Below are 24,389 nucleotides of genomic sequence, written 5' to 3'. Positions count from 1 at the left end.
CATGGCGCTGCGTTTCGTGAAGTCGGCGGCCCTGGCGGCCGCCGTCACCCTCGGCCTCGCTGCGGGCGCTGCCCAGGCGGCCGAGGGCGTGGTCGAAGTGCCGGACGTGAAGTTCTCCTTCGACGGCCCCTTCGGCACCTATGACCGGGCCGAGCTGCAGCGCGGCTTCCAGGTCTATAAGGAAGTCTGTGCCGCCTGCCATTCGATGCACCTGCTGTCCTACCGCAACCTGCAGGACATCGGGCTGAGCCCGGAAGAGGTGGCGGCTGTCGCCGCCTCCGTCCAGGTCCCGGACGGCCCGAATGATGACGGCGAGATGTTCGAGCGCCCGGGCCGTGCCTCCGACCGCTTCCGCAGCCCGTTCCCGAACGGGGCCGCGGCGCGTGCGGCCAATAACGGCGCCATGCCGCCGGACCTCTCGGTCATCACCAAGGCGCGGGTCGGCGGCGCGGACTATATCCACGCCCTGCTGACCGGCTATACCGAGCCGCCCGCCGGCACGACGGTGATGGAGGGGATGCACTACAACCAGTATTTCCCCGGCCATCAGATCGCCATGGCACCGCCGCTCAACGAGGGGCAGTTGACCTTCGCGGACGGCACCGAGGCCAGTGTCGAGCGTATGGCCCATGACGTTTCCGCCTTCCTCACCTGGGCGGCGGAGCCGGAACTGGAGACCCGCCGCACCATGGGCGTGCGCGTCATCCTGTTCCTGACGATCCTGGGCTGCCTGACCTATGCGGTGAAGCGCAAGATCTGGGCAGACGTTCACTGACGCCGGGGCGGCCGCCCGCACTACGACACGGCCAGGGCCGCCCTTCCGGGGCGGCCCTTTTCATTTCCGCCACCCTGATGATTGGGGAGAAACCTGCATGAGCGACACCATCGAGCCTGTCATCGGCCTGCTCGGCGGCTCCGGCCTCTATGATATCGACGGGCTGGAGGACCGTGAGTGGCGGGAGGTCCAGACCCCCTGGGGTAAGCCCTCCGACGCGCTGCTCTTCGGGCGGCTGCACGGCGTGCGCTGCGTCTTCCTGCCCCGGCACGGCCGCGGCCATCCGCTGACGCCCTCCGACCTCAACTACCGCGCCAATATCGACGCGCTGAAGCGTTCGGGGGTGACGGATATCCTCTCCCTCTCCGCCGTCGGCTCGCTGAACGGCGACCTGCCGCCGGGCACCTTCGTCATCGTCGACCAGTTCATCGACCGCACCTTCGCGCGCCAGAAGACCTTTTTCGAATCCGGCTGCGTGGCGCATGTCTCCGTGGCGCACCCGGTCTGCCCCCGCATCGGCGATACGGTGGAGCAGGCGGCGCGCGACATCGGCCTCCGCTACAAGCGCGGCGGCACCTACCTGACGATGGAAGGTCCGCAATTCTCCACCAAGGCGGAGAGCGAGTTGTATCGCGCCTGGGGCTGCGACGTGATCGGCATGACCAACATGCCGGAGGCCAAGCTCGCCCGTGAGGCCGAGATCTGTTACGCCACCGTGGCGATGGTGACGGATTTCGACTGCTGGCATCCGGACCACGATGCCGTCACCGTCGATGCGGTGGTGAAGGTGATGCTGGCCAATGCCGACCGCGCCAAGGCGCTCGTGAAGACGGTGGTGCCGATGCTGGGCCAGCGCCGCGGGCCTTGCCCCGCCGGCTGCGACCGCGCGCTGGAATACGCGCTGGTCACGGCACCCGAGAAGCGCGACCCCGCCCTGCTGGCCAAGCTCGACGCGGTGGCCGGCCGGGTGCTGAACCGGGCGGCCTGAGCCGGATGCGGCGGGGTCTGCGGGGGGCGGTGCTCGGTTTCACGGGCGATCCTTTCCTCTCCGACGACCCCGCCTCCACCCTCCGGATCACCGAGGATGCCCTGGTGGTGCTGGATGACGGGCGCATCGCCGAGGTGCGGCCCTGGAGCGCCGCGCGGGCCCGGGGGCTGGAGGTGGTGCATTATCCCGACGCCATCCTCTGCCCCGGCTTCATCGACTGCCACGTCCACTACCCGCAGACGCAGATGATCGGCGCCTATGGCGCGCAGCTGCTGGACTGGCTCGACCTCCATACCTTCCCGGCCGAGCAGGCCTATGCGGACCCGGCCCATGCCGCCGAGGCGGCGCGGGTTTTCCTGGCGGAACTGCTGCGGAACGGCACCACCACGGCCGCTGTCTACTGCACCGTGCATCCGCAGAGCGTGGAGGCCTTCTTCACCGAATCCCACCGCCTCAACACGCGCATGATCGCCGGCAAGGTCCTGATGGACCGCAACGCGCCGCCGGCGCTGCTGGATACGGCGGAGCGCGGCTATGAGGAATCCCGCGCGCTGATCGAGCGCTGGCACGGCGTCGGGCGGCAGCTCTACGCCATCACGCCGCGCTTCGCGCCCACCTCGACGCCAGCGCAGCTGGAAGCCGCCGGACAGCTCTGGCGGGAGTATCCGGGCACCTACCTGCAGACCCATCTCAGCGAGAACGAGGCCGAGATCGCCTGGGTGCGGGAGCTTTTCCCAGAGCGGGACGGCTATCTGGATGTCTATCACCAGGCCGGGCTGACTGGGCGGCGGGCGGTCTTCGGCCATGCCGTGCACCTGTCGGAGGAAGAATTCGCCTGCTGCCACCGCACCGGCTCCTCCCTGGCGCATTGTCCCAGCTCCAACCTCTTCCTCGGCAGCGGCTTGTTCCCGGCTTTCCAGGCCAGGCGGCGGGACAGGCCGGTCTGCCTGGGGCTGGGCACCGATCTCGGCGCCGGCACCAGCTTCTCGCAGCTTCGCACGCTGGGGGATGCCTATAAGGTGGCGATGGGGCGGGGCAGGGGGCTGACGGCGGCCCATGGCTTCTGGCTGGCCACGGCAGGCGGGGCGGAGGCGTTGGACCTCACGGATACCATCGGCCACATCGCCCCGGGGCACGAGGCCGATCTGGTGGTGCTCGATCTGAAGGCGACGCCGCTGCTGGAATACCGCATGCGTTTTGCCCGGGACTGGGCCGAGCGGCTCTTCGTGCTGATGACGCTGGGCGACGACCGCGTGGTACGCGCCACCTGGGTTGCCGGCGAGTTGCGGCACGACCGGGATAAGCCGGGCGCGGGCTGAGCGCGCGGGCTCACTCCTTCGGCGTGCGGCCCCAGATGGCGGAGAGCAGCACGCCGATCACCAGCACGCCGATGGTGGCGAAGGGCATCTGGTCGAATTCCGTCCCCATCCAGACGGGGATGGCCACCAGAAGCCCGAGGAGCACCAGCGCCGTGATGAGGAACAGGAACATGGGCCTTCAGCCGAGATGCCTGGCCAGGAAGTCCAGGCTGCGCTGTTCCGCCAGCATGGCGTCCGTGGGGCTGTAGGAGGGGCGCTCCTCGCAGGAGAAGCCGTGCTGGGCGCCGGGATAGACATGGATCTCGATCCCAGGCTGCGCGGCGCGGATGGCCTCCACATCGCTCAGCGGAATGCCCTTGTCCTTGCCGCCGAAATGCAGCTGCACCGGGCAATGGGGGGTCTCAGCCTTCGTCGCGGCGATGCCGCCGCCGTAATAGCCGATGGCTGCCTGGAAGCTGCGGCTGCGCGTGGCGCCCCACCAGGCGATGGTGCCGCCCCAGCAATAACCGATGATGCCCTTCGCTGCGCCGGCGGGCAGGGCGGCGGCGGCGGCCTCGATATCCAGCATCGCCTGCTTCTCGGTCACCCTGGACCGCAGCGCCATGCCGCGCTGCATGTCCTCCTGCGCGTAGCCCAGCTCGATACCGGGCTCGGCGCGGTCGAAAAGCGCGGGGCAGATCACGGCGAAACCCTGGTTGGCGAAGCCTTCGCAGACATGGCGCATGTGGCGGTTGACGCCGAAGATCTCCTGCACCACCACCAGCGCCTTGGAGGCACCGGCCGGTCCGGCCTGCCAAGCCGAGAAACGGTGGCCATCGCTGGCGGTCAGTTCGATCTGCATGCGCAGCTGCTCCTGTTCTGCTCCATGCCGCGGGGCAAGAGGTCCTGGCGGCGCGGGCATCAGCGACGCTATCCTGGCCGCATGGCCGAGATCGTCAACCTCAACCGCCATCGCAAACGCGTGGCCCGGCAGCAGGCCGGGCAGCAGGCCGAAGCCAACCGGATGAAATTCGGCCGCGACAAGGCGACCAAGCAGCGTGAGGCACAGGAGGAAGCGCGCTTGCGCGCCCTGCTGGACGGTGCCGAGCTGCCTTCCGGCGCGCCGGGGAAGGATAAAACCTAGGGGAAGCTCAGGCCGCCCCGCTGAGGGGCGGCTTTCCAGTGTCATTGGCCTGCTGCGTCACGCGGTGGACCAGGGCCAGCAGTCCGGCCCGGTCGGCCGGTTTGGTCAGGTGGCCATCCATGCCGGCCGCGAAGCAGGCCTGAATTTCATCGGCCATTTCCTCACCGGTCAGGGCGACGATGGGCGTGCGATGGGCGCCGGGCTGCGCGGCCTCGGCGGCGCGGATATGGCGGGTGGCTTCCAGCCCGCTCATCTCTGGCATCTGCACATCCATCAGCACGAGGTCGAACTGGCTCTCGGCCAGGGCGGCGATCGCCTCCCGCCCGCTCTCGGCCATCACCACCTCGTATTCGGCGGATTCCAGCAGCGCCTGCACCACCAGCCGGTTCAGCGCCACATCATCCACCACCAGGATGCGGTTGGTGCGCCTGGCCGGGCCGGATGATGCAAGGGTGATGGCGGCCGGCAGCGGCAGGTCGGCCCAGAAGCAACTGCCCCGGCCGCCGGGCCCCGGCGCCATGCCGATCCGGCCTTCCATGGCCTCGACCAGCCTCGCGGAAATGGCCAGGCCAAGCCCATGGCCCTCCTGCGCCGGCACGGTTCCGGAGGGCAACTGGCTGAAGTCGCGGAACAGCAAATCCCGCTGCTCCGGTGGGATTCCAGGGCCCGTATCCGTCACCTCGATACGGATGCCCTGGCCCTCCAGCGGCCGAAGCTCCAACCGCACCGCGCCCTTTTCGGGCGTGTATTTGACGGCGTTGCCCAGCAGGTTCAGCAGCACCTGCCGCAGCCGCAACTGGTCACCCATGACGACCTGTGGGCAGCCCGGGGCCATAATGGCCTGGAGGTGGATCTGCTTGGCGCCGGCGGCGGGGCGCACCAGCACCACGGCACTGTCCATCAGCCGGCCCAGCGGCACCGGCTGGATATCGAAACTGACGTGCCCAGACTCAACTTGGGAGAGGTCCAGCACGTCATTCACCAGGCCCAGCAGATGGCGGCCGGCGCGCTCTATCATGGTGCCGTGGCTGCGTGCCTCGGCCGGAAGGCTGCGGTCGGCGGAGAGCACCTGCGCCAATCCCAGCACCCCGTTCAGCGGCGTGCGCAGTTCATGGCTCATCCGCGCCAGGAAAAGCGATTTGGCGGCATTGGCGCGGTCGGCCGCGTCGCGTGAGGCGGCGATCTCGGCGACCGCGTGGCGCAACTCGCGCTCCCGGATCATGGCGAGCAGGGAGAAGCTGGTGACCACCGTGTGCACCATCGCCTCCAGCAGGGGGATGGCATACCAGCCGTCGGGCAGAGCGGTCGTCACGCTCCATTCCGGCTGCAGCAGCACGAAGACGACGCGGGAGAGGACGATCAGGCCATGCAGGATGAAGCAGACGCTGACGATGCTGCGGAAGGTCTGCATGTCCCGCCAGCGCAGCGCGAATGTGCAGCCGGCCGCGATGATGTATGCGCCGGCCATGCTGTTGGCGAAGATGATGCGCACTTCCAGCAGGTCCGTCAGCCCGGGAATGCTCCGTACCGAGATCCAGGCCACCGCGCCCAGCACGCCGACGCCGAGGAGCGGCGAGCGGTCATCGAAACGCCTGGCCGCGCAGAAGCAGAAGCCGCAGGCGAGCAGGATCAGGGCATTGGCGATGTCGATCGAGAGAAAGTCGGGGATCGCGCCCCGCAACGCGCCAAGCACGCTGCCGCCCGAGAAGAGCAGGGTGGCCGTGCCCCAATAGCCGACGCCATGAACGCGCGAGCCCTTCCAGGCGAGGACGAGCCACATCAACCCCAGGACACTGGTCATCAGGGTGATGGCGATGAGCAGTGTAGGGATATGGAGTTGCAAGGACGCCGTCCCGCGGTGCACAAAAGAGTTACGAACCCGGAAATATTACCTTCAGGGACGGACTATTCCTACTGCAAACTCTCGAATTTGTGAAGTGATATCGGCCTTGCGGTGAAGTCCGTCTCAGACGTTGAAACGGAACAGCATGATATCGCCGTCCTTGACGACATACTCCTTGCCTTCGATGCGGGTCTTGCCCGCTTCCTTCGCCGCCTGTTCCCCGCCCAGGGCAACATAGTCGTCGTAAGCCGTGGTCTCGGCCGCGATGAAGCCGCGTTCGAAATCACCATGGATCACGCCGGCGGCCTGGGGCGCCTTCGTGCCCTTCACGATGGTCCAGGCACGGGCTTCCTTCGGCCCCACGGTGAAATAGGTGATCAGGCCCAGCAGGCTGTAGCCAGCGGCGATGACGCGATCCAGGCCGGAATCCTTCAGGCCCAGGCCTTCCAGGAACTCACCCCGGTCGGCCTCATCCATCTGGCTGATCTCGGCCTCGATGGCGGCGGAGACCACGACGGCCCTGGCGCCCTCCGCCTTCGCGCGCTCAAAGACCTTGGCGGAGAAGGCATTGCCCTCGGCGGCGCTGCCTTCCTCGACGTTGCAGACATAGAGCACGGGCTTGCTGGTCAGCAGTTGCAGGCGGCGCACCGCCTCCTCCTGCCCCGCCGGGATCGCGGTGCGGGCGGGCTTGCCATCCTGCAGCGCGGCCAGGATGGGCTCCATCAGCGCCACCTGGGAGGCGGATTCACGGTCGCCACCACGGGCGCGCTTCTGCAATCCGAACAGACGCTTCTCGATGCTGTCCATATCGGCCAGCATCAGCTCGGTCTCGATGATGTCGGCATCGCGCAGCGGGTCCACGCTGCCCTCGACATGCGTGACGTCGCTGTCCTCGAAGCAGCGCAGGACGTGCACGATGGCGTCCGTCTCGCGGATGTTGGCCAGGAACTGGTTGCCCAGGCCCTCGCCCTTGCTCGCGCCCCGCACCAGCCCGGCGATATCGACGAATTCCAGGCTGGTGGGCACGATCTTCTGGCTCTTGCCGATCCGGGCGATCGTCTGGAGCCGCGCATCCGGCACCGCGACGCGGCCGACATTCGGCTCGATGGTGCAGAAGGGGTAGTTCGCCGCCTGGGCGGCCGCGGTCTGCGTCAGCGCGTTGAACAGGGTGGACTTGCCCACATTCGGCAGGCCGACGATGCCGCAGTTGAAACCCATGATACCGGATACCTCAGGCGAGAAGTCTGAAAGGGAAGGGGGGGCGACGGCCTCAGCTGAGGCCGTGCGCGATCTCCTGCGCGATTTGCGCGGCGGCGATGCGGGCAGAGGCATCGTCGGTGGGCAGCGCCAGCGCGGCGGCGCGGATCTGCGTGATGGCGCCGTTGACCGAGACGTCCAGCGCATCGGCGGCAGCGCGGATCAGCCCGGGACGAGCCGGCGGCGCGGCCTCGGACAGGGTCTGGGCCATGGCCAGCGCGAGGGAGGCACGGGCGGCGGCGGCCTCTATGGCGCCCTCATGATCCGTGTCGCTCTCGCGCAGCGCGGCGGCGGTGGTGGCGAGCGTCTGGGCCTGCGCCAGCAGGGCGGCGGCCAGCGCGGCCACGCCATTGGCGATATCCTCGGGGCCAGGGCCGCCGAATTCGGCGGCCAGATCGGCCGCGGCATCCTCGATCGCCATCTCTCAGCTCTCCTGTGTCAGCAGGGCAACGCGGGTCATGAAGGCTTCCCGCTCTCCCTTGGCCAGCAATGGCGCAGCATCGGCCACCGCGTCCAGCAGGGGTTCCAGCCAGGTATCGACCTTGGCGAAATTCCCCAGCACATGACCGGTGACCTTCTCCTTCATCCCGGGATGCCCGATCCCCAGGCGCACCCGCCAGTATTCCGGCGTGCCGAGCTTGCGGTCCATGTCCCGCAGCCCGTTATGCCCGGCGGCACCCCCGCCACGCTTGATGCGGATCTTGCCGGGGGCGAGGTCCAGCTCATCATGGAAGGCGGTGATCTGCTCGGGCGCGATCTTGTGGAACGCTGCCGCGGGCTGCACGGACTCGCCGGAGAGATTCATATAAGTCTGCGGCTTCAGGGCCAGGACCTTGACGCCGCCCACCATCCCCTCGGCCACCAGGCCTTTGAAACGGCTCCGCCACGGCGAGAAGCCGTGGCGGCGCGCGATGGCGTCGAGCGCCATGAAGCCGATATTATGCCGGTGCCGCGCCTGGCCCGGCTCCGGATTGCCGAGACCGACCCAGAGCAGCACCGCCATAAACCCTGCTTCTTACTTCTTGCCCTTGGCGGCCTTGCCCTTGGCGGGCGCGGCAGGCGCGGCCACGGGGGCGACGATCACCTCTTCCTCGACCACCTTCGGCGGGGCGATGGAGGCCAGGACGAAGTTGCCGGCCTGCACCGCCTTGGCGCCGGCCTTGTCCTTCACGTCATCCCAGTGGAAGGAGTGACCGATGCCGTGCTCGCCCAGCTCGACCACGAAGTTCTCGGGCACCTGGTCGGGATCGCAGAGCACTTCCAGCTCACGGTGCACGGCATTGACCACGCCGCCTTCCTTGATGCCGGGGTTGGTCTCTTCGCCCGTGAACACCACCGGCACCTTCACGCGGATCAGCTGACCCGGGGCCAGGCGCTGGAAGTCCACGTGCATCGGCGTGTCCTTCAGCGGGTGGAACTGCACGTCGCGCATCAGGGTGCGGACCGTCGGGCCGTTCTTCACCGCCACCTCATAGAGGTGCGACGCCCAGCCGCCCTTGTGCATTTCCTTCATCACGTCCCGCGGGTCGAGGGCGATCAGCACCGCCTCTTCCTTCGCGCCGTAGATGACCGCAGGGACCAGGCCCTGCTTCCGTGTCGCGCGCGCCGCCCCCTTACCGGCCAACTCGCGCGGCTCGGCCTCGATCCGGATGGTTTGGACCATAATTCCGTGCTCCGCTCATCAGAGGCGCCACACCGGGCCAGCCGGGGCGCCATGCCTAACGCCCAGGGGCGGGATGCCCAAAGACGATCGCGCCGGCCTCCAGGGGTGCCAGCGCGCGGGCGGGCCTTAGCAAGAATGGTGGGCCTGTTCAATCCCGCGCTTGTCCGGCCCTGGCGTAATTGACACGCATTCGCAATTATGGGAATATTGCTGGAGGTTCATCTTCGTCCGCGCAAACCCTGGCGGGAGGTCTCCATGCTGCATCGGCTCGGTGCCACGATCGGGGCCTTGTCCCTGCTACTGGGCGCGCAACTCGCGCAGGCGGCGGAAGTCAATCTCTATACCACACGGGAGCCCGGGCTGATCCGGCCGCTGCTGGATCGCTTCACCCAGAAGACCGGCACGACCGTCAACACGGTTTTTGTGCAGGGCGGGCTTGCCGAGCGCTTGGCCGCGGAGGGCACGCGCTCCCCGGCCGATGTCGCCATGGTCGTCGATATCGGCAACCTGATGGACCTGGTGGACCGCAACCTCTCCCAGCCCGTGAAGTCAGAGGTGTTGGAAGCCGCCATCCCCGCCGGCCTGCGCGGCGAGGATGGGCGCTGGTTCGCGCTCTCCACCCGCGCCCGTGCCATCTATGTCTCGCGTGAGCGCGTGCCGGAGGCCGAGGGCGCGAAGCTGGCCTATGAGGATCTGGCCGATCCGCGCTTCAAGGGGAAGGTCTGCATCCGCTCCGGCCAGCATCCCTACAATACCGCGCTCTTCTCGGCCTTGCTGGTCGAGCATGACGAGGCCTGGCTGCGCGACTACCTGACGAAGCTGAAGGGCAACCTGGCCCGCCGCCCCGGTGGCGGCGACCGCGAGGTGGCGCGCGACATCCGCGCGGGCATCTGCGATGTCGGCCTGGCGAATACCTACTACCAGGGCCTCATGCTTTCCGGCAAAGGTGGGGAGGAGCAGCGCAGCTGGGGGCAGGCCATCCGCGTCGTGCTGCCGAATGACGGTGCCATGGTGAATGTCTCCGGCGCTGTCGTGGCCCGCCACGCGCCGAACCGCGAGGAAGCGGTGAAGCTGCTGGAGTTCCTCGCCTCGCCCGAGGCCCAGGCACTCTATGCCGAGGCGAACTTCGAATATCCCGTGCGCGCCGATGCCCCGCTGCACCCGATCGTCGCCGGCTTCGGCACGCTGAAGGTCGGTGCCATCTCGCTGCCGGAGATCGCCGCCCGGCGCGCCCGCGCCAGCCAGATCCTCGACGAGGTCGGCTTCGACCGCTGACGCGCCCGGCTGAACTTCCATGAAGGCTATCCGGCTGGCGGCCGCCCTGGCGGCGGCCCCGGTGGCCCTGCCTGTCCTGGCCCTGGCGGCGGCGGCCTGGGCGGGCTCTGGCGACCTCTGGCCGCACCTCATGCGCTTCGTGCTGCCGCAGGCGCTGGCCGAGACACTGCTGCTGTTGGCGGGGGTGGGGGCGCTGGTGGTGCTGGTCGGCACGGGCACCGCCTGGCTGACGGCCTGCTACCGCTTTCCCGGGCGCCGGCTGCTCTCGGCCGCGCTGGTGCTGCCGCTGGCGCTGCCAGGTTATGTCGCCGCCTATGCTTGGCTGGATGTGCTGCACCCCGCCGGCCCCGTGCAGATCCGGCTGCGGCACCTGCTGGGCCTGACCGACCCCCGCGCCATCCCGTTGCCGGAGATCCGCTCCCTCGGCGGCTGCATCCTGGTGATGGGGATGGTGCTCTATCCCTATGTCTATCTGGCGGCCCGTGCCGCCTTCCGCACCCAGGGCAGCGAGGTGCTGCGGGCAGGGCGCGCCTCGGGCGCGGGCGGGATGCTGCTCTTCCGCCGTATCGGCCTGCCCATGGCGCGGCCCGCGGTGGCCGCCGGTGCCGCGCTGGCGCTGATGGAGGCGCTGAACGATGTCGGCGCCGCCGAATTCCTGGGCGTACGCACCCTGACCGTCTCGGTCTATGTCACCTGGATCACCCGCTCCTCCCTCGAAGGCGCGGCGCAGATCGCATTGGTGCTGCTGGCCCTGGTGGCCGGGGTGGTGGCGCTGGAGCGTTGGGGCCGGGCGCGGGAGGGGCACGCGACCACCCGCCCCGAGCCGCCGGAACGCCAGGCGCTGCCGTTGCTGCCGGGCCTCGCCGCCACGCTGGCCTGCGCGCTGCCGGTGCTGCTGGGCTTCGTGGTGCCGGCCGGCTACCTGCTCTGGGCGGCCTGGACGCGCGTGGCGGAATTCGGCCTGCCGCCGGAACTGCCGCGCTGGATCGGCAACAGCGCGATGCTGGCCGCCATGGCCACCCTGCTGGCCCTGGCCGCCGCGCTGCCGCTGGCCTTCGGCGCACGGCGGGACAGCCCCTCCCGCCGCCGCCTCGGGCCGGGGGCGATGCTGCTGAAGCTGGGCATGCTGGGCTATGCCCTGCCGGGTGGCGTGGCGGCGGTGGGGCTGATCATCGCTTTCGGTTGGATGGACGAGGTTCTGGGCCTGCTGGGCCCCTGGGCGCCGATGGCGCTCTCGGGCAGCGTGGCCGCGGTGGTGGCGGCTTATGTCATCCGTTTCCTGGCCATTCCGGCCGGCGGGCTGGATGCCGCCTATGCCCGCATCCGGCGGGAGGTGGACTGGTCCGCCGAATCCATGGGCGCCGCGTCCGGCCGGTTGCTCTGGCGCGTGCATCTGCCGCTGCTGCTGCCGGCGCTGTCCGCCGCCGCGCTGCTGACATTCCTGGATGCCATGAAGGAGCTGCCGGCCACGCTTCTGCTGCGGCCGCTGAACACCGAGACCCTGGCCACCGCGCTCTATGCCGAGGCCTCGCGCGGCACCTATGAGGAAGGCGCCGTGGCGGCCCTGGCCCTGGTGGTGGTGGGGCTGGCGCCCATCGTGCTGCTGGGCGCCGGCGGCCTGCGCAGATTGCTGCCACCGGCGGGCAAGTCCCGGATCCAGGAAAGCCCCTTGTTCCGACGGGCATCGTCACCCGGCCGGGTGATGGCACCCGACCGGGAACTGATCTAGAGCGGCGGAAGTTCCGCGGGCTCGAACTGCCAGGCGGTCTCACCGGGCGCGGGAGGCGTGACCCAGAGCGGCAGGGCGTTGGGCGTGCGGACATTGGCCGGCAGCCCGGCCACGGAGCGGAAGGCGCGCCACAGCGCGCCATGCGCCACCACCAGCACCGGCCCGGGCCGGGCCAGGGCACGGTTCAGGGCGGCGACGGTGCGGACGCGCAACTGCGCGAAGCTCTCGCCGCCCTCGGGGGTCAGGCTGCCTTCGACCCATTCATCGAACCAGCCGCCCATCTCCTGGCCTTCCTGCACGCCGAAGGAGACTTCACGCAGGCCCTCGTCGATCTCCACCGGCAGCCCCAGCCGGGCCGCGACGACATCGGCCGTGTCGCGGGCGCGGGAGAGCGGGGAGGCGACGATGGTGGCGATGGAACGCGGACCTGTCGCGGCCTCCAGCAGGGCATCGGCGGCGCGTTCCGCCTGTGCCCATCCCACCGTGTTCAGCGGGATGTCCACATTGCCCTGGCTGAGGCCGCGCGCGTTCCAGTCCGTCTCGCCGTGGCGCAGGAACCAGAAGGGAACCGGGCGCGGTGCCTCCAGGTTCATGCCGCCATGCCGGAGGCCGTCAGGGCGCGCTGCACCGCCGGGCGCTCCAGCATCGCCTTCAGATGCGCCTCGATCCGCGCCGGCACTGGCATGCCCACGCGCTTCACGGCCCAGTATTCCACGAAGAACAGCGAGGCATCGGCAATGCTGTAGCCCTGCGGCATCACCCAGGTCTCGCCCTTCCAGTTCTGGTCGATCAGGCCGAGATACTCGGCGGCCAGGGCCTTGCCCTGCTCGACCACCTTGGGCTCATCGGCGGGGTTGGGGGTGAAGCGGCTGGCGCGGAACTGGCGGGTGAAGGCCTGCGGATGCACGGTGCCGGCGATATAGTCGACGAAGGACAGGGTATCCGCCTGCGCCTCCAGCTCCGCCGGCAGCAGCTTGGCCTCGGGGAACCTGGCGCCGAGATAGAAGGCGATGGCGGTGAACTCGGTCAGCGGCGCGCCAGTGTCGCGCACCAGCACCGGCACCTTGCCCTTGGGATTCACGGCGCGGAATTCCGGCGTGTTCTGCGCCTGGTCCTTCAGCGAGACCAGCTCCAGCTCGTAGGGCTTGCCGGTCTCCTCCAGAATGACATGGATGCCGACCGAACAGGCGCCGGGCGAGTAGTAGAGCTTCATGGGAATCCCCTCAGGAGTGACCGGTGACTGCCGCCGAGCATCGGCGGGGCCGGGCCGGGCCGCAAGGGGGTCAGTCCAGCCGCTTCAGCATCTCCAGCGCATAGGGCGCGAAGCCGGCCTGGCGGTAGGTGCGCTCAGCCCGCTCATTGCCCGCCAGCACGCCGAGCATCAGCCGGTTCAGGCCGCGGGCGCGGGTCAGGCGCTCCGCCTCCGCCAGCAGGGTGCGGCCGATGCCGGTGCCGCGCGCTTCCGGTCGCACCACCAGTTCCGTGACGAAGCCATGCGGGCGCAGGGCTTCCCGCACATAGGGCGGCTGGCGGGGGAAGGCGAGGAAGAGGAGGCCGAGCACGGCGCCGTCATGCAGCGCCACCAGCCGGTGGCCGTCCGATTCGGTGACGCGGCGGTCGGAATGGTCCAGCGAGGCCTCGGCGGCACCGCGCCCCAGGGCGCGGTCGCCGGCGATGGCCCCCTCGAAGCCGTTGAGGAGGCCGAAGAGGTCGATCAGCGCCTCACGGTCCGAGGGCGCCGCCTCGCGGATCGTGAGGCCCTGCATCAGTTGAACAGGGTGGAGACCGAGCTTTCCTCGGAGATGCGGCGCATCGCCTCGGCCAGCAGCGGCGCGATGGTCAGCTGGCGGATGTTGGAGGAGACGCGCACGGCCTCGGTGGCCTGGATGCTGTCCGTGACCACCATCTGCTCGATCGGCGCGGCGCCGATGCGGGCCACGGCGCCGCCGGAGAAGACGCCATGCGTGACATAGACGGAAGCGGAGCGGGCGCCGTTTTTGAGCAGCGCCTCGGCCGCGTTGCAGAGCGTGCCGCCGGAATCGACGATGTCGTCCACCAGGATGCAGTCGCGGCCTTCCACGTCACCGATGACGTTCATCACCTCGGAGACGCCGGCGCGGGGGCGGCGCTTGTCGATGATGGCGAGGTCGGTATGCAGGCGCGCCGCGATGGCACGGGCGCGCACCACGCCGCCTACGTCCGGGGAGACGACCATCAGGTCGCGGCCCTTGTAACGCTCGAGGATGTCCCGGGCGAAGAGAGGGGCCGCGAAGAGGTTGTCGACGGGGATGTCGAAGAAGCCCTGGATCTGCCCGGCATGCAGGTCCAGCGTCAGCACGCGGTCGGCGCCGGCCTCGGTGATGAGGTTGGCCACCAGCTTGGCGCTGATGGGCGTGCGGGGGCCGGACTTACGGTCCTGCCGCGCATAGCCGAAATAGGGGATCACGGCCGTGATGCGGCGCGCGGAACCCCGGCGCAGCGCATCCAGCATGATCAGCAGTTCCATCAGGTTGTCATTCGCCGGATAGCTCGTCGACTGGATGACGAACACATCCTCGCCGCGGACATTCTCGTGGATCTCCACGAAGATCTCCATGTCGGCGAAGCGGCGGACAGAAGCCTGGGTTAGAGGCAGGTTCAATGCGGCAGCGACCGCCTCGGCAAGAGGGCGATTGCTATTGCAGGCGATGATCTTCATCCGGGAAGCTTCTCCGGCCAGCAGGTCCGGCCGGCGGGAAGCCGACCCGGCGAGGGACGGGGCGCGTGGTAGCAACGTGACGTTCTGATGTCCATCGTGCAACGGCGCCCCGCATATACGATATGCAAATCACGCTATCCGGAGCGGGGCCCGGCGCCCTCAGCCACGGGCGAAGCGCGCCGCCGCCTCCACCTGCTCCGTGCCCGGCGTGACGCCGGTATAGAGGATGAACTGCTCCAGCGCCTGCAACACCGCGACCTCCGCCCCGGTGATCACGGTCTTGCCGAGCGCACGGGCGTGGCGGATCAGCGGCGTCTCGGCCGGCAGGGCCACCACGTCGAAGACGAAGCGGGCCCCGGCGATCACCTCCTCCGGGAAGGCCAGCTCCCCGGCCTCCGGCCCGCCCGCCATGCCGATGGGGGTGATGTTCAACAGCAGCGGCGCGCCTGTCACCTCCGCCTGCCAGCGATAGCCGCAGGATTCCGCCAGCCGCCGTCCGGCGGCCTCGTTGCGGGCGATGACGGTGCCCTGGCGGAAGCCGGCATCCCGCAGCGCCGAGACCACGGCCTTGGCCATGCCCCCGCTGCCGCGCGCGGCGAAGGGCGTCTCCGGCGGCACGCCGTGGCGGGCCAGCAGCGGCGCGATGGCCGCGTAGTCGGTGTTGTGGCCGCGCAGGTGCCCACCATCATTGACGATGGTGTTGACCGAGGCGATGGCCTCGGCTGAAGGCGCGAGGCTGTCGAGCAGCGGGATGCAGGCTTCCTTGAAGGGCATGGAAATGCCGCAGCCCCGGATGCCAAGCGCCCGGATGCCGCCAATGGCCGCCCGCAGGTCCTGCGTGGTGAAGGCCTTGTAGACGAAGTCCAGTTCCAGCGACTCATAGAGATGGTTGTGGAAGCGCGAGCCGAAATTCCCCGGCCGCCCCGCCAGCGACATGCAGAGCTGGGTGTCGCGGCCGATCAGGCAGCGGGACGAGGGGGTATCGGGCATCACGGATTCCTCAGCCATGGAGTCTCGGAGGTGGCGCCTCAGCGCCGCGCCGGCCGCGCCGGGGCCGCCGGCATGGGCGTCGGCGCGGGCGCTGCGGAGGCCGGGGTGGCCGGGGGCCGGCCGCTGCCGCGCGGCGGCGGCTCGGCCGCCAGCTGCGGTCCCGGCGGTGCCCCGGCATTGGAGAGCACGTCGCGGATGCCGGCCGAGGCTTCCTCAGCCACCACATAGGCCACATCGGCCCAGAAGCGGTTGAGGCTGCCCTTCGGCACCTCGTTCATCTGCAGCACCCGGCCCAGCTCGTACCCGTCCCGTCGCGTCACGGTCCAGAGGACTTCCACGCGCTGCAGGTTGCCGGGCACGTCCACCATGTTCACGTGACCCTCGACGGCGAAGTCGGCGCCATCGGCATTGTTCTGCGAGACCAGGCCACGCTTGGCCAGGAACTCCTGCATGCGGGCGGTCAGGGCCGTGTTGCCGTCGCCCGGTGCGCCGGTCACGGGCACCAGCCGCAGCCGGGGCACGCCCTTGCCCGCCAGGGCCTCCGAATGGGTTTCCTTGCGCGCCGCCTCGATCCCCGCCAGCAGCGAGGCGATGCCGGGGGCATCCCGCTCGCCCAGCTGCTTGAAGACGGCGGGGGCGGCGGTGCTCCAGGCCCGCAGCGGCACCGGCGCGCCGGTATTGCTGGCCAGGGATTCCCCGTCGGCATTGTAGAGGGTGTAGCGCGGCACCACCGCATTGCGGTTGTTGTCCGCCCGCTGCACCACGATGCTCAGCTTCAGATCCAGCGGCTGCGGGGTGGTGACGCTGGCCGGCACCTCGGCCTCGCGCAGCGCCATGGCCATGGCTTCCGCCAGATCCTTGGTCGCCTCGTCCGGCAGCATCACCTCGGTCGGCGGCGGCACGGCGATGCGATAGGCCGGGGGCAGCGCTAGCCGCGCGGCATCGCCGCCGGGGTTGCCGCGATAGGGCTGCGGCAGGTCGCCGCAGGCGGCAGCCACCAGCAGCAGCGCCAGCGACAGGTGCCGCCACGCGAAACGATCAGACCAGGGCAATACAGGATACCATCATGGTGATGAGGATGAAGAAGCAGAACATCATCAGGTAAGGCATGGTTGCCGCACCTTCAGCCCGGCAGTGCGATGGCGGAAAGCTGGTGGCCGATGGGGCCGCCGCCCGCCAGCGTGTTGCGGCGGTAGCTGAAGAAGCGATCCTCCTCCACCAGCGTATCGGCCGGCACGACGGAGACGCTGCCCGCGCCCGCGGCCCGCAGCCGCGCGGCGCAATAGCCGGCCAGATCGAACTGCCAGCGCTCCTCGCGCCGCCCGGGGGCGAAGAAATGCGCGGCATCGGCGCTCTGCGCCATGGCGGCGTCGCGCATGTCGGGGCCGACCTCGTAGGAAGGCTGGCGGATGCAGGGGCCGACCACGGCCACGATGTCGCGGCGGTGCGCGCCCAGTTCCTCCATCGCCTCCAGCGTGGCTTCCAGCACGCCGTCCACGGCGCCGCGCCAGCCGGCATGGGCCGCCCCCACCACGCCCGCCTTCCGGTCGGCGAAGAGGATCGGGCCGCAATCGGCGGTGACGATGCCCAACGTCAGGCCCGGGCGGTCGGTCACCATGGCATCGGCCCGCGGGCGGGTATCGGGCTGGATGGGCGCCGTCACGCGCGCCACCGCCGCCCCATGCACCTGGAAGAGGCCGCAGAGCCCGGCGGGCGCCTGGCCGATGGCCTCCATGGCCAGGGCGCGGTTGCGGGCCACGGCACCGGCGTCGTCACGGCCGGAGAGGGAGCAGTTCAGCGAAGCGAAGGCACCGCCGGAGACGCCGCCATTGCGGGTGAAGAAGCCGTGCGGCAGGCCATCCAGCGCCGCGTCGGTCAGGAATTCGGCACTCATGCGGTCGGCACCTCGAAGCCGGGCGGGGAAGGAAGGGCAGGGTGCGTCAGGGCCAGCGCCTTGAACAGCCGCCCCATGCCCTCGGGCGCGATCAGCCGCTGGGCGGCGGAAAGCTGCATTCCCGCGCTCTGCGGCGCGGCGCGCGCCAGCATGGCGGCGCGCGTCACCAGGCCCAGGGATTGCAGGAAAATGCCCTGGGGCACCGGCCCATGGGCCGCCGCGCCCGCCGCACGCGCCGCACGCGCCAGGGCGGCGAAATCGACATGGGCGGTGATATCCACGCTGCCTGGCTCGGCCAGCGGATCGGCGGCGCGGTGCCCCGCCAGGGCCTGGAGGCTGTCGCCGGGCCCGCTCTCAGCGGGGCCATAATCCAGGAAGAGCGCGGCGCCGCCCTGCGCGGCCAGCCGCCGGGACAAGGCGGTGACGAAGCCCTGGGCGGCCTCGCCCCATTCCTGCACGGTGCCTTCCAGCGCTTCGGTGGGCAGGGGTGGCGGGTTTTCGGCGGGCTGTTCGACGAAGGCGCCGTCCAGGACGAAACGCTCCATCCAGCCGCCGCCCCGGCGGATGAACTGTCGGATCGGCAGCGCATCCAGGAACTCGTTGCCGAGGAAGATGGCGGGTCCTGGGGGCAGGCTATCGGCGTTGTCGTGCCATTCGGCCACGCCTTCGCCCAGTGCCTGCGCCTGGAGCGCGCGCAGGGACGGGCTGGTCTCCACCAGATGCACCCGCAGGGCCGCGCGGAAGGGGGGCAGGGCGGTGGCGATGCCGCGCAGCGCATCGGCCATCAGCGTGCCGCGCCCCGGGCCGAATTCCACCAGATGCACGGGGGAAGGCGCGCCCATCTGCTGCCAGACGACGGCGGCCCAGAGGCCGAGGCATTCGCCGAAGGCCTGCGACATCTCGGGCGCGGTGGTGAAGTCGCCCCGCGCGCCGAAGGGCTCGCGCCCCGCGTAGTATGAGGCGGCGGCCCGGGCCATGAAGTGGTCGAGGCGTTCGGCCTCGCTCAAGCCGGCACCTTGGCCGTCACGGGCTGGGCGCGGAGCATCAGCCAGAGGCCGACCAGCACCATGGGCAGGGAAAGCAGCTGGCCCATGGTGAGGCCGCCCACCAGGAAGCCGATCTGCGCATCCGGCTGGCGGAACAGCTCGCCCACCATGCGGGCGACGCCATAGCCGGCCAGGAAGGCGCCGGAGACGAAGCCCAGCCGCGCCCGGATGGCCGGGATATGCACGAGCACCTGCACGATCAGCAGCAGGATCAGCCCCTCCATCGCCGCCTGGTAGAGCTGGCTGGGGTGGCGTGGCAGCGGTCCGCCCGTCGGGAAGACCATGGCCCAGGGCACGTCCGAGACCCGGCCCCACAGCTCGCCATTGATGAAATTGGCGAGGCGGCCGAAGAGGAGGCCGACCGGTACGATGGCGCAGAGGCGGTCCCCGAAGCCCAGGATGCTGATCTTCTGCGCGCGGCAATAGAGCAGCAGCGCCAGGATCACGCCCGCCGCGCCGCCATGGAAGGACATGCCGCCCTGCCAGACATAAAAGGCTTCCCAGGGCGCGCTCAGATACCGCTCGAAGCCGTAGAAGAGCACATAGCCAAGCCGGCCGCCGAGAATGACGCCCAGCACCGCCCAGGTGACGAAGTCATCCACCTGCTCACGCGTCGCCACGGCGGGGCCCAGCCGCACCAGGCGCTTCATCCACTGCCAGCCGACGATGATGCCGGCGATATAGGCCAGGGCATACCAGCGGATGGCCAGCGGCCCGATCTGCACGAGAACGGGATCGATGGCGGGGAAGGGGATGGCGAAGAGCATGGTGGGCCGCTGCCTCAGACGTAGGGGTCGGGCTGGGTCAGGAAGTTCTGCACATAGCGCGCGACCCCCTCCTCCAGCCCCGTCGCGGCGCCGGTGAAGCCGGCGGCACGCAACCGGTCCATGCGGGCCTGGGTGTAATACTGGTACTTCCCCTGCAGATCGACGGGCATGTCGACGAAGGTGATCTCGGGCGTCTTGTCCAGCGCGGTGTAGATGGCGCGCGTCAGGTCCAGGAAGCTGCGGGCGGTGCCGGTGCCGACATTGAACAGGCCGGAGACCCGCGGATTGTCCAGCAGCCAGAGCATCACCTCCACGCAGTCATCCACATGGACGAAGTCGCGCAGCTGCTCGCCATCGGCGATGCCCTCGCGGTCGCTGCGGAAGAGCGTGGCCGGGGCGCCGGAGATGATCTGGCGGAACTTGTGCAGCACCACGCTGGCCATGCGGCCCTTGTGGAATTCATTGGGGCCATAGACGTTGAAGAACTTCAGCCCCGCCCATTGCGGTGGCGCCTTGCGGCCACGTGCCAGCAGGTCGGCGATGCGCCGGTCCGTCGCGTGCTTCGACCAGCCATAGAGGTTGAGCGGCCGCAGCTTCGCCAGGGTCTCGGGCGAGGCATCGTCGTCGAAGCCTTGCTCGCCGCCGCCATAGGTCGCGGCGGAGGAGGCATAGATCAGCGGCACCCCGCGTTCGGCGCACCAGGAGAAGAGGCGCAGCGTCAGGGAGAGGTTGTTCTCCGCCACCAGGTCGCCGTCGCGCACGGTGGTATCGCTGATGGCGCCCAGATGCAGGATGGCCCGCGGAGGCGGGCTATCCTCCAGCCACTGCCACAGCAGCTCCGGGGGCAGGATGCCGGCGATGTTGTGATGCGCCAGGTTGCGCCACTTCTCGCGCCCCGGATCCCCGGCACGCAGGCGGTCGACGACCAGGACTTCCTCGCCGCGCGCGCAGAGGGCGGCGACGAGATTGGAGCCGATGAAACCGGCACCGCCAGTCACTAGATACATGAAGCAGGTTCCATCAGGGCGCGCAGAGCCTTTCGCGATGCGACGGCCCGGGGCTACCTAGCTCGCAAGGTCGCCCCGGGCGCGCCGGGTATAGGCGCCGTGCCATGAAAGCGGCAAGCGCCGATGCCGGGCGGGCCCGGAACCAGAATTGTTTCACCAGCCCACCGGGCGCGATTTGGAGGTTGAAATGACGGATACCAAGGGCGAGAGCGGTGGCTATGGGTCCGGGCCCGGGCGGCGCGGCCGTTTCTTCGACGACCTGGCCGGAGTGGCGGGCGGCGCCTTCTCGGTCATGGCCGGTGCCCGCGCCGAAATCGAGGCGGCTGTGAAGTCGCAGGTGGAGATGCTGACCCAGCGGCTGGAGCTGGTGCGGCGTGAGGATCTTGACGCGGCGCTGGAAGTGGCGCGCCGGGCACGTGAGGAAGCCAGCGCCCTGGCGGTGCGCGTCGCGGCGCTGGAAGCCAAGCTGAACATCGGCACCCCCGGCACGGCGCCGGAAGCCGCCGCGGAGGCGGAGGAAGCCCCCGTCGTGCCGAAGCCGAAGGAAGACCCGAAAGACCCCGCCAGCCTCGCCTGAGGCCGGATGAGGAAAGGGCCAGGGAGTGATTCCCCGGCCCTTTTTGCTGCCCGTTCAGTAGCGCCAGTGGCGCGGCGGGGGGCGGTGCCAGTGCGGCGGCGGCGGGGGTGGCCGGCGGTAGCGCGGCGGAGAATAGTGGGCGCGCGGCGGGCCCCAGTGGCGGGGCGGCGGGCCACGCCGCCAATGGCGTGGCGGTGGGCGCCGGTAACGCCAGTCCTGCACCGGTACCAGATCGGCCTGCGCCGCGGTGGGGGCGGAGATGGCGGGCATGGCCGGCGCGGCCTGCACCCCGCCGGAAGCACCCATGGCGCCGAAGCCCAGCCCGGTCGCCAGAAGCGCCGCCGCAGCAATCCGGCGCAGCAGTCCTGGCCGTGTCGGGAGACGTGGCATGTGGCAATTCCTCCTCGTCATAAGCCTGAATTTCCTGGCTGTCTGAGGCGGAACGGTGGCACCTCCGAGGCGGTGCCATGGCCGCCCGTCACGAAGCCGTGACAGGCGGCTGGCAGGTGGCCCTAGCCGAAGACCCGGGCGAAGACGGTCTCCACATGGCGGAAATCGCGCTGCTGATCGATGGCGGCATCGAGCGACGCGGCGTCCATCTTGCCCGCGACCTCCGGGTCGGCCAGCAGGTTGTCGCGGAAGGACTTGCCGTCCGGGTCGGCCAGCTTGGTCCAGGTCGCCATGGCGGCGCGCTGCACGGCGGCATAGGCCCCCTCACGCGACAGCCCGGCCTGGGTCAGGGCCAGCAGCACCTTCTGACTGTGCACCACGCCGCCCAGGCTCTCCAGGTTGGCTTCCATCTGCGCGGGATAGATGGTCAGCTTCTCCATCATACCGGCCAGACGATTCAGGGCGAAGTCCAGGGTGATGGTAGCATCGGGGCCGATGAAGCGCTCGACGCTGCTGTGGCTGATATCGCGCTCATGCCACAGCGCCACATTCTCCAGCGCCGGGATGGCATAGCCGCGCACCACGCGGGCCAGGCCGGTCAGGTTCTCGCTCAACACGGGGTTCCGCTTGTGCGGCATGGCCGAGGAACCCTTCTGGCCGGGGTGGAAATATTCTTCCGCCTCCCGCACCTCGGAGCGCTGCAGGTGCCGCACCTCTGTCGCCAGCCGCTCGATGGCCGAGGCCACCACGGCCAGCGCGCAGAAGAAAGCGGCGTGGCGGTCGCGCGGGATGACCTGGGTGGAGACCGGCTCCACCGCCAGCCCCAGCTTAGCGGCCACGAATTCCTCGACGCGCGGGTCCACGCTGGCGAAGGTGCCGACAGGGCCGGAGATGGCGCAGGTGGCGACCTCGGCGCGGGCGGCGACCATGCGGGCGCGGCAGCGGGCGAATTCCGCGTAATGCCCGGCCAGCTTCAGGCCGAAGGTCGTGGGCTCGGCATGGATGCCGTGGCTGCGGCCGATGGTGGGGGTGAACTTGTGCTCGATGGCCCGCGCCTTCAGCGCCGCCAGCACGCGGTCGAGGTCGGCGATCAGCAGGTCGGCCGCGCGGGTCAGCTGCACCGACAGGCAGGTGTCCAGCACGTCGGAGCTGGTCATGCCCTGGTGCATGAAGCGGGCATCCTCGCCAATACCCTCGGCCATGTAGGTCAGGAAGGCGATGACGTCGTGACGCGTGACGCTCTCGATCTCGTCGATCCGGGCGATGGCAGCGGCATCGATGGCCGCGGCGCGGGGCCCGCCCTTCTCGCGGATCACCTTTGCGGATTCGGCGGGGATGGTGCCAAACTCGCCCATCGCCTCGGCGGCCAGGGCCTCGATCTCGAACCAGATGCGGTAGCGGGCCTCTGGCGACCAGATCGCGGCCATCTCGGGACGGGTGTAACGCGGAACCATGCGGCGATCCTTACGTTTTGGCGGGGGGAGGTCCTGGCGGGCGGGGTGTGGCGCTTCCTTCCCCGGTTGACAAGCCCAGGCCTGGCGCGCGATGGCCAAAACATTAACGCCGGGAAACTCACCCAATGGACTTATCTGCCTGGATGCCTGAGCTGATCGCGCTCGGTCAGGTTCTGCTCATCGACCTCGTATTGGCGGGCGACAATGCCATCGTCGTCGGCATGGCCGCCGCCGGCCTGCCCGCGGAACAGCGCCGCAAGGCGATCTTCTGGGGTATCGTGGCCGCGACCGTGATGCGGATCGGCTTCGCCGCCATCACCACGCAGCTTCTGGCCATTGTGGGCATCACCCTGGCGGGCGGCATCCTGCTGCTCTGGGTCTGCTACAAGATGTTCCGCGAGCTGCAGCGCGGCCATCAGCCGGAAGTGGTGGAGGCCGAGACCGAGCAGGCGAATGCCGCTCCGACCGAGCGCAAGACGCTGCGGGGCGCCATCATCCAGATCCTGGTGGCGGATGTCTCCATGAGCCTGGACAACGTGCTGGCCGTGGCCGGCGCGGCCAAGGAGCACCTCTGGGTCCTGGTGGTCGGGCTCGGCATCTCCGTCGTGCTGATGGGCGTCGCGGCGACCTTCATCGCCCGGCTGCTGGAGCGTTTCCGCTGGATCGCCTGGGTGGGCCTGCTGGTCATCCTCTATGTCGCCATTGACATGATCTGGACGGGCGGCGGCGAGGTTCTGCCGTATTTCACCGGCGCGTCATCCACGCAGTAAGGGCAGGGGCCTCGGCCCCTCTCCGCGCAGGATCTGATCGGACGGGCCGCTTCCCTCGGGAAGCGGCCCGTCACGTTTTTGGCCCGGTTACTTCACCTGCCCGCCGTCAGACTGTAGCGTCCGGCCCCGTGTGGGGCGTCGTGCCGGGCGATGCCGCGCAGGTCATTGAACAAATTCCATGAGGATCTGGAATGGAAGCCTTCAGCGGCATGCTGTCCGGCCTGGCAGAAATCATCTGGCTCAATGTTATTCTCTCCGGTGACAACGCGGTCGTCATCGGCCTGGCGGCGGCGGGGCTCCCGGCCCATCAGCGCGCGCGCGCCGTGCTGTTCGGCGTCATCGCCGCTGCCATCCTGCGTATCGTCTTTTCCATCTTCGCGACGCTGCTGCTGGCGCTCTGGTGGATCGACATCGTCGGAGGCCTGGCGCTCCTCTACATCGCCTGGACCTTCTTCAGGGAGTTGCGCAGCGGCGACGGCCATGCGGTGGCGGTTGGCACCCCAGTGGCCGAGAAGTCGCTGGGCCAGGCGTTGTGGCAGATCGTGCTGGCCGATGTCTCGATGAGCCTGGACAATGTCCTGGCCGTCGCGGCCGTGGCGCGCGCCAACCTCAACCTGCTGATCATCGGCCTCGCCATTTCCATCGTCATGATGGGTCTGTTGGGCGGACTGCTCGCCAAGCTGCTGGAAAGGTTCAAGATCATCGCCTACATCGGCGTGGCGCTGATTGTCTGGATCGGCGCGCAGCTGCTTTGGGAAGGATTGATCATGGCCAATGCCACCCTTCAACTGGGCCTGCCCCTGCCGGGGATGACGCATTGAGGC

28 protein-coding genes are annotated in these 24,389 nt (G+C 69.4%); 9 read left to right on the top strand and 19 right to left on the bottom strand.

The window, feature by feature from the left end; genetic code table 11:
* The first annotated feature begins 1 nt into the window (after nt 1).
* The 3 genes from IAI58_RS14540 to guaD all read left to right on the top strand — a co-directional run bounded on the left by IAI58_RS14540 (nt 2) and on the right by guaD (nt 3,082).
* Complete coding sequence (locus IAI58_RS14540; protein ID WP_207445658.1) at nt 2–775, top strand: cytochrome c1; 774 nt, start codon at nt 2–4, stop codon at nt 773–775.
* 97 nt (nt 776–872) lie between these two features.
* On the top strand, nt 873–1,763 hold the full coding sequence (locus IAI58_RS14535; protein WP_207445657.1) for an S-methyl-5'-thioadenosine phosphorylase: 891 nt from the start codon (nt 873–875) through the stop codon (nt 1,761–1,763).
* 5 nt (nt 1,764–1,768) lie between these two features.
* Complete coding sequence (guaD, locus tag IAI58_RS14530) at nt 1,769–3,082, top strand: guanine deaminase (protein WP_207445656.1); 1,314 nt, start codon at nt 1,769–1,771, stop codon at nt 3,080–3,082.
* Between the two features lie 10 nt (nt 3,083–3,092).
* Here the strand turns inward: guaD and IAI58_RS14525 are convergent, their stop codons facing one another.
* A complete protein-coding gene (locus tag IAI58_RS14525) occupies nt 3,093–3,254 on the bottom strand; it encodes a hypothetical protein (protein ID WP_207445655.1) in 162 nt (53 codons plus the stop codon).
* A 6-nt stretch (nt 3,255–3,260) separates the two neighbouring features.
* Nucleotides 3,261–3,923 carry a dienelactone hydrolase family protein gene (locus IAI58_RS14520; RefSeq protein ID WP_207445654.1) on the bottom strand — a complete coding sequence of 221 codons (663 nt, stop codon included), beginning with the start codon at nt 3,921–3,923 and terminating at the stop codon, nt 3,261–3,263.
* An 81-nt stretch (nt 3,924–4,004) separates the two neighbouring features.
* Between IAI58_RS14520 and IAI58_RS14515 the strand changes: the two genes are divergently transcribed.
* On the top strand, nt 4,005–4,205 hold the full coding sequence (locus IAI58_RS14515; RefSeq protein WP_207445653.1) for a DUF4169 family protein: 201 nt from the start codon (nt 4,005–4,007) through the stop codon (nt 4,203–4,205).
* Between the two features lie 7 nt (nt 4,206–4,212).
* Here the strand turns inward: IAI58_RS14515 and IAI58_RS14510 are convergent, their stop codons facing one another.
* The 5 genes from IAI58_RS14510 to IAI58_RS14490 all read right to left on the bottom strand — a co-directional run bounded on the left by IAI58_RS14510 (nt 4,213) and on the right by IAI58_RS14490 (nt 8,968).
* Nucleotides 4,213–6,048 (bottom strand): hybrid sensor histidine kinase/response regulator, encoded by a 1,836-nt coding sequence (locus IAI58_RS14510; protein WP_207445652.1) that lies wholly within the window; start codon nt 6,046–6,048, stop codon nt 4,213–4,215.
* A gap of 123 nt (nt 6,049–6,171) precedes the next feature.
* Nucleotides 6,172–7,266 (bottom strand): redox-regulated ATPase YchF, encoded by a 1,095-nt coding sequence (ychF, locus tag IAI58_RS14505; protein WP_207445651.1) that lies wholly within the window; start codon nt 7,264–7,266, stop codon nt 6,172–6,174.
* 52 nt (nt 7,267–7,318) lie between these two features.
* Nucleotides 7,319–7,726 carry a hypothetical protein gene (locus IAI58_RS14500; protein WP_207445650.1) on the bottom strand — a complete coding sequence of 136 codons (408 nt, stop codon included), beginning with the start codon at nt 7,724–7,726 and terminating at the stop codon, nt 7,319–7,321.
* A gap of 3 nt (nt 7,727–7,729) precedes the next feature.
* Nucleotides 7,730–8,302 (bottom strand): aminoacyl-tRNA hydrolase, encoded by a 573-nt coding sequence (gene pth / locus IAI58_RS14495; protein WP_207445822.1) that lies wholly within the window; start codon nt 8,300–8,302, stop codon nt 7,730–7,732.
* 18 nt (nt 8,303–8,320) lie between these two features.
* Nucleotides 8,321–8,968, bottom strand: a complete 648-nt coding sequence (locus tag IAI58_RS14490; RefSeq protein WP_207445649.1) for a 50S ribosomal protein L25/general stress protein Ctc — start codon at nt 8,966–8,968, stop codon at nt 8,321–8,323.
* 255 nt (nt 8,969–9,223) lie between these two features.
* Between IAI58_RS14490 and IAI58_RS14485 the strand changes: the two genes are divergently transcribed.
* Both IAI58_RS14485 and IAI58_RS14480 read left to right on the top strand, forming a co-directional pair.
* Complete coding sequence (locus IAI58_RS14485) at nt 9,224–10,243, top strand: extracellular solute-binding protein (RefSeq protein ID WP_207445648.1); 1,020 nt, start codon at nt 9,224–9,226, stop codon at nt 10,241–10,243.
* 19 nt (nt 10,244–10,262) lie between these two features.
* Nucleotides 10,263–11,972, top strand: coding sequence for an ABC transporter permease (locus tag IAI58_RS14480; protein ID WP_207445647.1), 1,710 nt, complete (start codon nt 10,263–10,265; stop codon nt 11,970–11,972).
* Here the strand turns inward: IAI58_RS14480 and IAI58_RS14475 are convergent.
* The 10 genes from IAI58_RS14475 to rfaD form a co-directional block, all read right to left on the bottom strand.
* The gene (locus tag IAI58_RS14475) at nt 11,969–12,565 is read right to left on the bottom strand and encodes a histidine phosphatase family protein (protein ID WP_207445646.1); all 597 of its coding nucleotides are present in this window, start codon (nt 12,563–12,565) and stop codon (nt 11,969–11,971) included. The genes IAI58_RS14480 and IAI58_RS14475 overlap by 4 nt on opposite strands.
* Entirely contained in the window at nt 12,562–13,185 is a 624-nt protein-coding gene (locus tag IAI58_RS14470) for a glutathione S-transferase family protein (RefSeq protein ID WP_207445645.1), read from the bottom strand. The genes IAI58_RS14475 and IAI58_RS14470 overlap by 4 nt, the downstream gene beginning before the upstream one ends.
* Nucleotides 13,186–13,255: 70 nt before the next feature.
* A complete protein-coding gene (locus IAI58_RS14465) occupies nt 13,256–13,738 on the bottom strand; it encodes a GNAT family N-acetyltransferase (RefSeq protein ID WP_207445644.1) in 483 nt (160 codons plus the stop codon).
* A complete protein-coding gene (locus IAI58_RS14460) occupies nt 13,738–14,670 on the bottom strand; it encodes a ribose-phosphate pyrophosphokinase (RefSeq protein WP_207445643.1) in 933 nt (310 codons plus the stop codon). The genes IAI58_RS14465 and IAI58_RS14460 overlap by 1 nt, the downstream gene beginning before the upstream one ends.
* Nucleotides 14,671–14,829: 159 nt before the next feature.
* On the bottom strand, nt 14,830–15,660 hold the full coding sequence (locus tag IAI58_RS14455) for a shikimate 5-dehydrogenase (RefSeq protein ID WP_207445642.1): 831 nt from the start codon (nt 15,658–15,660) through the stop codon (nt 14,830–14,832).
* A gap of 38 nt (nt 15,661–15,698) precedes the next feature.
* Nucleotides 15,699–16,712, bottom strand: a complete 1,014-nt coding sequence (locus IAI58_RS14450; RefSeq protein ID WP_207445641.1) for a hypothetical protein — start codon at nt 16,710–16,712, stop codon at nt 15,699–15,701.
* Between the two features lie 71 nt (nt 16,713–16,783).
* Nucleotides 16,784–17,554 carry a peptidoglycan editing factor PgeF gene (gene pgeF / locus IAI58_RS14445; RefSeq protein ID WP_207445640.1) on the bottom strand — a complete coding sequence of 257 codons (771 nt, stop codon included), beginning with the start codon at nt 17,552–17,554 and terminating at the stop codon, nt 16,784–16,786.
* A complete protein-coding gene (locus IAI58_RS14440) occupies nt 17,551–18,561 on the bottom strand; it encodes a class I SAM-dependent methyltransferase (protein ID WP_207445639.1) in 1,011 nt (336 codons plus the stop codon). The genes pgeF and IAI58_RS14440 overlap by 4 nt, the downstream gene beginning before the upstream one ends.
* Entirely contained in the window at nt 18,558–19,367 is an 810-nt protein-coding gene (gene lgt, locus IAI58_RS14435; RefSeq protein ID WP_207445638.1) for a prolipoprotein diacylglyceryl transferase, read from the bottom strand. The genes IAI58_RS14440 and lgt overlap by 4 nt, the downstream gene beginning before the upstream one ends.
* A gap of 14 nt (nt 19,368–19,381) precedes the next feature.
* On the bottom strand, nt 19,382–20,374 hold the full coding sequence (gene rfaD / locus IAI58_RS14430) for an ADP-glyceromanno-heptose 6-epimerase (RefSeq protein ID WP_207445637.1): 993 nt from the start codon (nt 20,372–20,374) through the stop codon (nt 19,382–19,384).
* A gap of 187 nt (nt 20,375–20,561) precedes the next feature.
* Between rfaD and IAI58_RS14425 the strand changes: the two genes are divergently transcribed.
* Nucleotides 20,562–20,951, top strand: a complete 390-nt coding sequence (locus IAI58_RS14425) for an accessory factor UbiK family protein (RefSeq protein WP_207445636.1) — start codon at nt 20,562–20,564, stop codon at nt 20,949–20,951.
* 54 nt (nt 20,952–21,005) lie between these two features.
* Here IAI58_RS14425 and IAI58_RS14420 read toward each other — a convergent pair whose 3' ends face one another.
* Both IAI58_RS14420 and purB read right to left on the bottom strand, forming a co-directional pair.
* Nucleotides 21,006–21,341 (bottom strand): hypothetical protein, encoded by a 336-nt coding sequence (locus IAI58_RS14420; protein ID WP_207445635.1) that lies wholly within the window; start codon nt 21,339–21,341, stop codon nt 21,006–21,008.
* A gap of 122 nt (nt 21,342–21,463) precedes the next feature.
* Complete coding sequence (purB, locus tag IAI58_RS14415; protein WP_207445634.1) at nt 21,464–22,795, bottom strand: adenylosuccinate lyase; 1,332 nt, start codon at nt 22,793–22,795, stop codon at nt 21,464–21,466.
* A gap of 125 nt (nt 22,796–22,920) precedes the next feature.
* Here purB and IAI58_RS14410 point away from each other — a divergent pair, with 125 nt between their 5' ends.
* Both IAI58_RS14410 and IAI58_RS14405 read left to right on the top strand, forming a co-directional pair.
* Nucleotides 22,921–23,565: a TerC family protein gene (locus tag IAI58_RS14410; protein ID WP_207445633.1), complete on the top strand. Its 645-nt coding sequence runs from the start codon at nt 22,921–22,923 to the stop codon at nt 23,563–23,565.
* Nucleotides 23,566–23,756: 191 nt separating this feature from the next.
* Nucleotides 23,757–24,386, top strand: a complete 630-nt coding sequence (locus tag IAI58_RS14405; RefSeq protein WP_207445632.1) for a YjbE family putative metal transport protein — start codon at nt 23,757–23,759, stop codon at nt 24,384–24,386.
* The last annotated feature ends 3 nt before the right edge of the window (nt 24,387–24,389 follow it).

Origin of the sequence: Roseomonas marmotae, assembly GCF_017654485.1 — a bacterium.
GTDB lineage: Bacteria > Pseudomonadota > Alphaproteobacteria > Acetobacterales > Acetobacteraceae > Pseudoroseomonas > Pseudoroseomonas marmotae.
This window is presented reverse-complemented; position numbering and strand designations above follow the sequence as displayed.